The organism is Anoxybacillus sp. P3H1B, assembly GCF_001560855.1.
Lineage (GTDB): Bacteria > Bacillota > Bacilli > Bacillales > Anoxybacillaceae > Anoxybacteroides > Anoxybacteroides rupiense.
The window spans coordinates 42,558-54,538 of record NZ_LPUG01000021.1; the positions used below are offsets into that span (position 1 = coordinate 42,558).

11 protein-coding genes are annotated in these 11,981 nt (G+C 35.1%); 10 read left to right on the plus strand and 1 reads right to left on the minus strand.

Annotated elements, in window-relative coordinates:
- Window positions 1-340: 340 nt before the first annotated feature.
- Complete coding sequence (locus tag AT864_RS13195) at window positions 341-1,195, minus strand: DNA endonuclease (RefSeq protein WP_066149567.1); 855 nt, start codon at window positions 1,193-1,195, stop codon at window positions 341-343.
- Window positions 1,196-1,666: 471 nt separating this feature from the next.
- Here AT864_RS13195 and AT864_RS13200 point away from each other — a divergent pair, with 471 nt between their 5' ends.
- From AT864_RS13200 to AT864_RS13245, 10 genes are read left to right on the plus strand one after another with little or no spacing between them, the layout of a single operon-like run.
- Window positions 1,667-3,415: a motility associated factor glycosyltransferase family protein gene (locus tag AT864_RS13200; protein ID WP_156450543.1), complete on the plus strand. Its 1,749-nt coding sequence runs from the start codon at window positions 1,667-1,669 to the stop codon at window positions 3,413-3,415.
- A gap of 2 nt (window positions 3,416-3,417) precedes the next feature.
- Window positions 3,418-3,771 (plus strand): hypothetical protein, encoded by a 354-nt coding sequence (locus AT864_RS13205; protein WP_066149570.1) that lies wholly within the window; start codon window positions 3,418-3,420, stop codon window positions 3,769-3,771.
- Window positions 3,772-3,775: 4 nt separating this feature from the next.
- The gene (locus AT864_RS13210) at window positions 3,776-5,143 is read left to right on the plus strand and encodes a motility associated factor glycosyltransferase family protein (protein ID WP_066149573.1); all 1,368 of its coding nucleotides are present in this window, start codon (window positions 3,776-3,778) and stop codon (window positions 5,141-5,143) included.
- A 13-nt stretch (window positions 5,144-5,156) separates the two neighbouring features.
- Window positions 5,157-6,152, plus strand: coding sequence for an NAD-dependent 4,6-dehydratase LegB (locus AT864_RS13215; RefSeq protein WP_066149576.1), 996 nt, complete (start codon window positions 5,157-5,159; stop codon window positions 6,150-6,152).
- Complete coding sequence (locus AT864_RS13220) at window positions 6,149-7,321, plus strand: LegC family aminotransferase (protein WP_066149579.1); 1,173 nt, start codon at window positions 6,149-6,151, stop codon at window positions 7,319-7,321. Before AT864_RS13215 ends, AT864_RS13220 begins: the two co-directional genes overlap by 4 nt.
- Window positions 7,314-8,471, plus strand: a complete 1,158-nt coding sequence (gene neuC, locus AT864_RS13225) for a UDP-N-acetylglucosamine 2-epimerase (protein ID WP_044746278.1) — start codon at window positions 7,314-7,316, stop codon at window positions 8,469-8,471. Before AT864_RS13220 ends, neuC begins: the two co-directional genes overlap by 8 nt.
- Entirely contained in the window at window positions 8,468-9,538 is a 1,071-nt protein-coding gene (gene neuB / locus AT864_RS13230; RefSeq protein ID WP_066149580.1) for an N-acetylneuraminate synthase, read from the plus strand. Before neuC ends, neuB begins: the two co-directional genes overlap by 4 nt.
- Window positions 9,538-10,170 (plus strand): acetyltransferase, encoded by a 633-nt coding sequence (locus tag AT864_RS13235; protein ID WP_066149583.1) that lies wholly within the window; start codon window positions 9,538-9,540, stop codon window positions 10,168-10,170. Before neuB ends, AT864_RS13235 begins: the two co-directional genes overlap by 1 nt.
- On the plus strand, window positions 10,167-11,216 hold the full coding sequence (locus AT864_RS13240) for a nucleotidyltransferase family protein (RefSeq protein WP_066149586.1): 1,050 nt from the start codon (window positions 10,167-10,169) through the stop codon (window positions 11,214-11,216). The genes AT864_RS13235 and AT864_RS13240 overlap by 4 nt, the downstream gene beginning before the upstream one ends.
- Window positions 11,213-11,908, plus strand: coding sequence for a cytidylyltransferase domain-containing protein (locus AT864_RS13245; protein ID WP_044746274.1), 696 nt, complete (start codon window positions 11,213-11,215; stop codon window positions 11,906-11,908). The genes AT864_RS13240 and AT864_RS13245 overlap by 4 nt, the downstream gene beginning before the upstream one ends.
- Window positions 11,909-11,981 lie beyond the last annotated feature (73 nt).

Sequence of the window (11,981 nt, forward strand, 5' to 3'; positions counted from 1 at the left end):
GAAACGGCAGGCGTGAAGGTGCAAAAAAAGGAAGGATGCAACAATGGGTAATCAGCAGCCAAGCTCCTGTCTCGAAAGAGTGGAGAAGGTTCAACGACTAGGGCGTACCACCTAACGCCATTGGCTATGGTGATGAGGTCCGTAGGGGAGGCGGATGCCGAACCGAAGTGCCCGGCCCCTCACTAGCGATTAGCTGGCGGGTGAAGAGATAGTCTACACAACGGTCGAAAGACGTTGAGGCATGGCAAGCCAACCAACAACCACAAGGAGTATTGCAATTGCTCCGATAATTTGCAAACAGCGATGGGCCTTAGAATTGTTTCTAAGGCCTTTTTAATATTTATATATCGTACCTTTGTATTTCTCTCCATTTATAGACAATGGACCAGTAACTTCTTTGCAGGGCGCTGGCAATTTCTTTAATGCTCATCCCGTTCTGTTTCATCTGTTTGATTAGTTTTATTTCTTCAGAGGAGTAGGGTTTGTAGCGTTCGGAGCTGCTAACTACAATGTCAAAGTTCGGATATTTATGCTTCCATTTCATACTTTCTAATTTTAGCCGCTCATTCCAATTGGTTTTGTAATGCATGGATGGACAAGTGTTTGTTACGTTGAAAATAATATCTAAGAATAGAAATGTATCTTTTACGCACGTTGTTTTTAAAATCATACCTTTTCCATCTTTACGTTGGCTTAGCTGGAAAGCGATATGGAAGTGTTTAAGAATATGCCGCTGCAATTGTTGCAGTTCATTGTGTGAATAACATTGCAAATACAAGTAAATGTGAGGGGTAAGATAAATGCGTTTTTTTCGCTTGTTTACCCGAGAAGAAATACAAAGCGAACCATCATCCATATATAATACGGCAAGAAAATGAGGTAAAGTACAGTACGAAAGTAAGGAAAGCGGTATCTGTTTTGTACCATCCTCCCGATAAAAATGCGGGTACAGAGATGTAAATAGTGGCATAGAACGGGAACGGACGCATTGGCTTTTAGGAGTAATATAAAGAAATTCATTGAAAAACGATATTTTCCATTTTCGATATTCTTCTTGCTGGATTCCAAAATGTTCACGATAGCTATGATTTTTTCTTCGGCTGTTCCGATAAATTTTGGTGATTTCTCCATCTCCCATAATGCTTGCGACTAATATGTTTTGTTGTATAGGCGTTAATTGTAGGAAATCTTTCATTGAGATCTTCCCTTCCAACGAGCGTGTTTTTATGTATTATAACATATGTTCGCCTCTCTATTTCCATCGTTTATCTTTATAAATTTATAGCAGTAAGTGGAGACGCGGTGGTCATATAGGAGCAGAAGTTGCATCTTGTATCATCATTCGCATTCAAATGTGTAAAATCATATGATCATGAAGTCGTTTAGAGTTTTTATTCAATATAGGTATCATTTTCGACAAATAATAATTTTTATACTATTGGTTGATGTATGGGGCGCCTCTATAATTAACAACACGGGCTTAGGTTTACAAGAGAAAGTTGGATGTGGCTATAGCGGTTCACATGGATGAAAATCGTTTGGAGTAAAAGCGGCTCTTATATTATCGAAAGAATGTCAATAGGCGTCAGTTAAATTCTAGCGATTGGGCGATGATGTATTAACAAAAGGGGATAAATGGCCGATATTATAATTGAGGTGCTAATTTATGAACAATGGGATGAAAGAGTATTCAATTATAGAGGAAATCGCCAAGAGCGGGCATCGCATTCATAGGATAAACAATTATTATTTGCACAGCAAATATGACCCGATACGCGAAGCTGCCCGATTTGCCGACCAGCATTACAAAAAGCATCATTTGCATATTTTATTTGGTATTGGGTCGGGGCATATTGCAAAAGCTTTAAGTGAAAAAATGAGTGAAGATGAGTTTTTAATCGTGATTGAACCATTAGATCAACTGATGGAAGAACAAATGAATAGTGAGTTAAAGCAGACAGCGATGATAGGGCTAAAACATGTAGATAACTTTCAACAGTTGTGTGACACGCTTTTAATGGAGCGGTTTAACTATCGAGTACAAGTTATTTGTTCGCCTAATTATGATAGACTGTTTCCAAATGAGTATAAAAAAGTATTAAGCATAATCAAAGATTTAATATACGTACAAAAAGTAAACGAAAACACTATTAGAAAATTTTCGAAGGAATGGCAGAGAAATTTTATTTTAAATTTATTTTATGCTTTTGATGACATTCCTTTGAAAGAGTTAAAAGGATATTTCAATGCTCCAGTGGTAGTGGCTTCTGGTGGTCCGTCATTAACCAAACAAATCTTGTTGCTGAAAAAAGTAAGGAATCACGTACTTTTAATTTCGTCAGGCTCTACTATCAATACGCTTCTTAAACATAATATTGAACCTGATTTTGTTGTAACAATAGATGGCCACATAAATAACTATAAACACTTTGAATCGATAGAATTTAAAAAAACGAAAATAATTTATTCTTTATCACATCATGAGAAAATTTTGGAGAAATTAAATCAGAGATCGTTCTTTTTTGTTTCAAGCGTTCATCAAACTTTAGAACTCTACGCAAAAAAATTATTAAATCAAGAAGTATCAGGTATTTTAGGAGGAGCTTCTGTAGCTGCTTTTGCGTTAAGTATAGCTTATATGATTTCTTCGGGACCTGTTGCTCTTATTGGTCAAGATTTGGCTTATACAGATAACAAAACACATGCGGAACATAATAAAAACTTCAGAAAAATTGATGAAGCTTATATTAAAGAAAGAGGAGTGTTTTATACAGAAGGATATGATGGTGGCCAAGTATTAACTGATTATGCTTTCTTCACAATGAAACACAATTTCGAAAAATTACTTCAAACTTTCCCACAGCCTGAAAGGATCTATAATTCAACAGAAGGCGGAGTTAAACTGGACGGATATCAACAAATTTCATTTCAAGAGTTTTGCGACAGATATGTAGATACAAGCAAAAATGTACCTATATTTGATATGGATTCATATCCGCATAAAGATATTCCAGAATGGCAAGAGTTTTTAATGAGAATTGAAGATGAAATAAAACTACATGATAAGGTAAAATGTCTTGTTGACGAGGCAGTCCTGTTGTTAAAAAGAAATGTTTTTGATACAGTGTTTGATGCTAAAATTTTAAAGAAGCTAGATAAAATTGATGAACAGTTAAAACCGATTTTTGCAGAGGGAATGATGTCATTAATTGCTCAACCTATTATTTTAGATACATTTAATAATTACCTTCCGGGAGAGAATGAGACGAAGAAAGAAGTATATCAACGAGTTTATACTCGTTCTCTGGATTTATATTCGCGTTTAAAGGAAGCAGCAACAGATTCAAAATTTCATCTAATATGTTTGAAAGAAAAGGTAAAAAATAAAATTATTTCAATGAATAAAGAGGGATAATGATGATAGATGTTATTTATGAAACACAGGCTAGTTTCTATGAATATATCGAACGAGTAGTAATCGGAACTCAGAACATTGCTGATTATTTACGAGAAGATAGAATTGGGGAAGCAATGCAATTAATTATGCAATTTAGTGAAGGGTTGAGTTGGCTAACTCAAGTGATTATACTAATGCGTGAGCATCATTACTATATTGATATCCACCCGAGTAAAATTAACCAATTTTTAATTGAAATTAATGAAGGTTTGGAAAGACAAGATTATGTTATTGTTGCGGACATGTTTGAATACGAGATTCAACCATTTTTTGAAGAAGCAAGGGAAAAGTGTTTCGCAAAAGTAGGGGAATAGGAAATTGAAACTATATCTAAAAAATGTTCAAGCCGTAAAGGATAAAGTATTGAAGCAGCAGCTTTTGAAAAATAGGTTTAATTATAGTAAAGATATTGAAATAGAGACATCTAAAAAAGGTCCTTTAACCTTAAAGAAAAATAATCACTATTTATATAGTCGATACGATCCAATAAAAGATGTATCGAAGTTTATTGATTCTCAAATTGATCCTTTGGCGAACATATATTGTCTATTTGGTTTCGGTCTTGGATATCATGTCGAACAACTAATGGCTAAAGAGCCAAATAAAAAAATTATTGTAATTGATAGGGATATATCAACGCTTCAAATTGCGATGCAACATATCGATTTAACCAGTATTTTAAGCAATGAAAATGTAAGAATAGTTATTATTTCCAATTCGATAAAAATTCAGGAGTTTATGAGAAGTCTCGAGTTGGATGGTTCAAATATTAAATGGATTATTCCACAATCTTGGATTAGCACGATATCAAACAGCAGTTTGAAGGAAATACTCGAAGATATAAAAATTAAAGAAATGTCGTTCTTAAGAATGAAAAATATTATGAAAGAGAATTTTCAAAATAATATTCAGCTGTTTGATTCGCATATTGGTTCACTTTTAGGTCAATTTGAGGGCAAAAAAGCTGCATTAGTCGCGGCTGGACCATCATTAGATGATAATATTGATGTTCTAAAGCAATTGAAAAATAAATACTTTTTACTTTGTGTTGGTGCTGCCTATAAAACCTTATTGCATCATAATATTGAACCTGATGCGATTGTGATGTCCGATCCGCATGATTTAGTGTTTGAACAAGTCAAGGGTGTAAGCAGCCAAATTCCATTAATTTTCCTTGCTACCGTTAATAAAGAAGTGGTCAGATATTGGTCAGGAACTAAAATTATTTTGTTTCAAGAAGGGTATCCTCCTTCAGAACAATTTGCCAAAGAACATCAGATTCCATTGATTCAGACAGGTGGTTCAGTTGCAACAACTGGATTAGATGTATTAATTAAAATGGGATTTGCGGAAATTGTCTTTTTTGGACAAGATTTGGCCTATAAAGGGAATCAATCTCACTCTATTTATTCAACTTCTAATAAAACGATTTCATTTAATCAGCTAACATTTACAGTTGAAACAAACAGTCATGAAAGGGTAGCTACATCAAGAAGTTGGTTGATTTTTCGAAAATGGATCGAACAGAAAATACAACAAACTCCGAAAGTTCAATTTAAAAATACATCATATAACGGAGCGCTGATAAAAGGTGCTCCTTATGTGGCCGGGGAACATATAGCTAATAGTGCTAAAAACATGGAGGATATAAACTTTTTAGATTTGATATCAAAATTTATTAAATAGGAATGATGCAGCAATGAAAATTTTAGTTACTGGTGCTGATGGATTTATTGGCTCTCATTTAACAGAAGAACTTGTCCGCCAAGGATATGATGTAAAAGCTTTTGTTTATTACAATTCTTTTAATTCATGGGGATGGTTAGATACCTCTCCGGAAAGTATAAAAAAAGAATTAGAAGTATTTGCTGGGGATATTCGCGATCCGCATGGTGTAAAAGAAGCGATGAAAGGATGCGATGTTGTCTTACATTTAGCGTCTTTAATTGCGATTCCTTATTCTTATCATTCACCTGATACATATATCGATACGAATATTAAGGGGACATTAAACGTTCTTCAAGCAGCACGGGAATTAGATATTCAAAAAGTTGTTCATACATCCACAAGTGAAGTGTATGGGACAGCACAATACGTACCGATTGATGAAAATCATCCGCTTCAAGGCCAGTCTCCATACTCTGCTTCTAAAATCGGAGCGGACCAAATGGCAATCGCTTTTTATCGTTCGTTTGAAACGCCTGTTGCGATTATTCGGCCTTTTAACACATATGGCCCAAGACAGTCAGCTCGTGCAGTCATTCCGACGATTATTACACAACTCGCATCTGGTAAGCGGAAAATCAAACTTGGTTCGCTTCATCCAACACGTGATTTTAATTATGTAAAAGATACAGTAAATGGTTTTATTTCTGTTATGAAGCATGATCAGTCAATCGGTGAAGTGATTAATATCGGTAGCAACTTTGAAGTGCCGATTGGTGAAACAGCACAGCTTATTGCTGAAATCATGGGTGTCGATATTGAAATTGAAACAGATGATGCTCGGATTCGCCCGGAAAAAAGTGAAGTAGAAAGATTGTGGGCGGACAATTCGAAGGCCAAAACTTTACTGGGCTGGGAGCCTAAATATGGTGGAAAAGAAGGATTTAAAAGAGGCTTAAAAGAAACAATTGAATGGTTTACAGACGAAAGAAACTTATCTCAATATAAGGCAGATGTGTATAACATATGAGCGATGTTTTATTAGAACTAGCTAAAAAAATTAAAAACATATGTCCAGAGAAAGATTTTATACCGCTACATGAACCAATATTTACAGGAAATGAAAAAAAGTATGTAGCTGACTGCATTGAGACAGGATGGGTATCTTCTATAGGGAAATATGTAGATGAATTTGAACGATTATTAGCGGAGTTTATCGGTGTAAAAAGAGCGGTTGCTGTTGTGAACGGAACCGCAGCGCTTCATATTGCTTTAAAGATTGTTGGGGTTCAGCCTAATGATGAAGTGTTAATTCCTTCGTTAACCTTTGTGGCAACTGGGAATGCAGTTGTTTATTGTGGGGCTATTCCACATTTTGTGGATGTCTCAAAAACAACATTAGGTATTGATCCATTTAAGCTTGAAGACTATTTGAGAGATATAGCGATAGTAAAAAATAATGTTTGTGTAAATAAACAAACTGGTAAAATCATTCGAGCGATTGTTCCGATGCATACATTTGGCCATCCTGTTGATTTAGATCCATTGTTAGATATATGTGAGCGATGGAATTTAATCATGGTTGAAGATGCCGCGGAATCGCTAGGTTCCTATTATAAAGGAATTCATACAGGAAATTTCGGAAAAGTTTCTGCCATGAGTTTTAATGGCAACAAAATTATTACAACCGGCGGTGGAGGAGCAATTTTGACGAATGATGAGAAACTGGCAGATTATGCGAAGCATCTTACTACTACTGCCAAACTCCCTCATCGCTGGAAATATGAACATGATGAAATAGGCTATAATTATCGTATGCCAAATATAAATGCAGCATTAGGATGTGCACAACTAGAACATTTAGAAGATTTTATTGAAAAGAAACGCCGACTTGTTGATATGTATGAGCAACTCGTAGAAGGTTATCATGGAATTAAATTATTTAAAGAGCCTGAGTTTGCAAAAAGCAATTACTGGCTGCAAACATTAATTTTTGATGAAAAAATTTATAACATAGATGAAGTTTTGGAAACGTTAAATAATTATAGCGTGATGTCAAGGCCTGTATGGAAGCCGTTACATCTGCTGACACATTTTCAAAACTGTCCAAAAGCTGATTTATCGATTACAGAACAATTACAGTATCAAATTGTAAATGTTCCTAGTAGTCCATACTTAGGAGAAGATGCAGATGAATAAAAGAAAAATATGTGTTGTAACAGGTACAAGAGCAGAATACGGTCTTTTATATTGGTTAATGAAAGAAATACAGTTGGACCCTGATTTAGAACTGCAAATTATTGCGACAGGCATGCATTTATCTCCAGAGTTTGGATTGACCTATAAGCAAATTGAGGAAGACGGTTTTGTGATTAATGAAAAGGTCGAAATGCTGCTATCTAGCGATACAGCGGTAGGAATTGTCAAATCCCTGGGGTTGGGGACAATTGGATTTGCAGATTCTCTAAATCGATTAAAACCTGATATTTTAGTCCTATTAGGGGACCGGTTTGAAATATTAGCAGCGGCTCAAGTGGCGATGATTGCCAGAATACCAATTGCCCATATTCATGGTGGGGAAGTAACTTATGGCGCGTATGATGACGCCATTCGACATGCGGTAACGAAAATGAGTTATCTTCACTTTGTAACGACTGAAGAACATAGGAAACGAGTTATTCGATTAGGAGAGCATCCGAATCGAGTCTATAACGTGGGAGCACCGGGAATTGAAAACATTATGAAATTGCAATTGCTGTCAAAAAAGCAATTAGAAGAGTCACTGGAAATTTATTTAGAAGAGCCTATTTTTTTAATAACCTACCATCCAACAACATTAAGTACCAATCCAATTGAAGGTATTGAAGAACTTTTAGAGGCGCTAAATAATTTTAACAATGCGACTATGATTTTTACAAAAGCCAATGCAGATGACAATGGGAGAAGGATAAACAATTTGATTGGCTTGTATGTGAGTAAAAAGCCAAATAAAAGAAAAATTTTTGATTCACTGGGGCAGTTACGCTATTTAAGTTTACTTAAATATGCTAGTGTTGTGATTGGAAACTCTTCTAGTGGTCTTATAGAAGCGCCTTATTTGAAAACTCCTACAGTCAACATTGGTAGTAGGCAAAAAGGAAGAATTAGACCAGACTCTGTTTTTGATTGTAATCCAGATGTTAAAGAAATAACAGAGACAATAATTAAGGCGTTAAATTATGAATTTAAAAGAGATAGTGAATATGAAATTTTTGGAAAAGGCGAAACTTCTCAACGAATATTAGAAGTTTTAAAAAATATAAATATCAAATCAGTGGCAAAAGAATTTTATGATGGAGAGATCCTATGAAACAAACATTTATTATCGCTGAAGCCGGAGTTAATCATAACGGTTCGTTAGACTTGGCCTTTCAACTGGTGGATGCCGCAGTAGAAGCCGGTGCTGATGCGGTTAAGTTTCAAACCTTTAAAACCGAACATTTAGTGACAAAATCGGCGCAACAGGCAGAATATCAAAAAAAGAATATGGGAAAATCCGCATCACAATATGAAATGCTGAAAAAGTTAGAGTTGAGTTATGCAGACTTTAAAAAGCTAAAGCAATATTGTGATGAAAAAGATATTACGTTTTTATCTACACCTTTTGATTTAGAAAGTGTAGATTTTTTAATTCAGGAATTAGGGTTGAATGCTATAAAAATACCATCTGGCGAAATTACAAATGCTCCTTATTTACATAAAATTGCATTGCATGGTGTCGATGTGATTTTATCGACAGGAATGGCTACAAAGGAAGAAATTCATCATGCACTAACGTTTTTAGCTTACGGCTTTGCGAATAAAACGGATGTTTCATTCGATAAAGTAAAACGTTTTTATCAAACAGATGAAGCCAAAATGTTGCTGCAAGAAAAAGTAAGCATTTTACATTGCACAACTGAATATCCGACACCATACGAAGATGTGCATTTGAATGCAATGGATGATATGAAAGAAGAATTTCATCTTTCTATTGGATTATCGGATCATACGGAAGGAATTGTCGTTCCGATTGCCGCAGTTGCAAAAGGGGCGAAAATCATTGAAAAACACTTCACGTTGGATAAGGCATTGCCAGGTCCAGATCATAAAGCTTCATTAGAGCCAAATGAATTAAAGGAAATGATTCAATCGATTCGAATCATTGAAAAAGCCCTTGGTGAGAAGCAAAAAAGACCGACGAAAACAGAGTTGAAAAATAAAGAAGTAGCAAGAAAAAGCTTAGTTGTGGCTAAAGCGATTAAAAAAGGAGAAGTATTTACCTTTGATAATCTAACGGTAAAGCGGCCTGGAACAGGAATCGAACCATACTATTATTGGGATTATATCGGACAAAAAGCAGGACAAGATTATGAAGAAGATGAGGTTATAAAGTAATGTGCTCCAAACCAGTGATTATTATTGGAAATGGTGGGCATGCGCGAGTATTGATTGACATTCTATTAATGCAAAAACGAGAGATAATAGGTTATACGGCACCTACAGAAGAAAATAATCGATACAATGTCACTTATTTAGGTAAAGACGAAGAAATATTAAAATATGATCCGCGAGAAATTGAACTGGTTAATGCTCTCGGTTCTGTGTCTGATACGAGGCATCGAGCAAATATTTTCAACATTTTTAAATCAAAAGGTTATACGTTTTCTACCATCATTCATCCTTCAGCGATTATTTCAGATACGGTTATATTAGGTGAAGGTGTGCAAGTTATGGCAGGTGCTGTTATTCAACCATTTGCTGAAATTGACGATAATACGATTGTAAACACCTCAACTAGTATAGACCACGACTGCTGTATAGGTAAACATTGTCATATTGCGCCGGGATGTGTTTTATCCGGTGGAGTTTTTGTTGGAGAGGGAACTCATATAGGTACAGGAACAAAAATTATTCAAAATGTTATAGTCGGAAAAAATGTGTTAGTAGGTGCAGGCTCCTTGGTCTTAAGAAGTGTTGGCGATAATAAGAAAGTTTATGGTAGTCCTGCTAAGGAAGTGAGCAAATGAGAAACTGGAAAGAATTATTAGTATCTCCTTCAACATCTATTATCGAAACGATGAAAAATATAGACCAAAACGCTGCTCAAATTGCTTTAGTAGTGGATGATGATTTTCGGCTTTTAGGTACAGTGACAGATGGGGATATAAGAAGGGGAATTTTAAGAGGTATTTCACTTGATGACCAAGTATCGAAAGTCATGAATAAAAATCCGATTACAATGAAAAAGGGAGCATCGAAGCAGGCAATTAAAAGGGTGTTCCAAGAAAAAAAACTACGTCAGCTTCCTATTTTGAATAAAAATAATCAAGTAGTAGACGTTATTTTCTCAGATGTATTATTTGATTCAGCTTCTTTTGATAATTGGATTGTTTTAATGGCAGGGGGATTAGGCACCCGTCTTCGTCCTTTGACAGAACACATACCCAAACCGATGTTAACAGTTGGCACCAAACCGATTTTGCAAACGATATTAGAAAGTTTTATTGAACATGGGTTTCATCAGTTTTACTTTTCCGTCAATTATAAGCGTGAAATAATAAAGGAATATTTTGGTGATGGATTGGGATGGGGGATAAATATCCAATACCTTGATGAAGATCGAAGGCTGGGTACTGCCGGTGCACTTTCTCTTTTTACTGAGAAGCCAACAAAGCCTATTATTGTTATGAATGGAGATATTTTAACCAAAGTAAACTTTCAGCAACTTCTCCAATTTCATGAAGAAAATGGTTCTGTAGCAACGATGTGTGTAAGAGAGTATCAGCATCAAGTACCTTATGGAGTAGTACGCACAGAAGGAACAATGCTTTGTTCGATTGAAGAAAAACCAATTGAACGTTATTTTGTTAATGCAGGGATATATGTACTAAATCCAGAAGTGTTGGAATTAATTCCTGAAAATAAGTACTTTGATATGCCATCTTTATTTGAATCAATAATAAAACTTCAGAAGAAAACAAATGTATTTCCTATTCGGGAATATTGGTTGGATATCGGGCAAATACCAGATTTTGAAAAAGCTAACTTAGAATTCTTGGAGGTTTTTGGATGATTAATAATAAAAAAGTTTTGGCTGTTGTTCCTGCAAGGGGAGGTTCAAAAGGAATTCCTAGGAAAAATATTAAACCACTTAGAGGAAAACCGTTAATTGCTTGGACAATAGAAGAAGCAAAGAAATCCCGTTTTTTAGATAAAATTATTGTTTCTACCGAGGACGAAGAAGTTGCAATGATCGCCAAGGATTGGGGAGCTGAAGTTCCTTTTTTAAGGCCTGTAGAATTGGCTCAGGATGAAACACCCGGGATCGCTCCTGTACTACATGCACTAGATTATTTTGTTGATTATGAATATGTCGTTGTCTTGCAACCAACTTCACCTTTAAGAAAAGCAGAAGATATTGATAAAGCTATTATTTTATGTGAGCAAAGCAAAAGTAAATTTTGTGTGTCTGTTACCGAAAGTGACATTATACCAGAATGGATGTTCTTTATCGATAATCAAGGTAAATTAGTACCTTTAAATAGTGATTATGCCGGAATTCCTTATCAAAGGCAAAATGCTAAAAAAACCTATATTCTCAATGGAGCTGTGTATGTTGGAAAGAGAAGCGCACTAATAGATAGTGGTTCGTTCTTAACTAATAATACAATTCCCTATATTATGCCTATTAGTAGATCCGTTGATATAGATGATATAATTGATTTCCAATGGTGTGAGTATATTTTAAAAGATCAAGATAGGTAGTTTGTTATTTATTACACAAATGTGATTGTCAAAATACAGTGAAAATTTAAAGTTATCTATTGATAAATGTAAC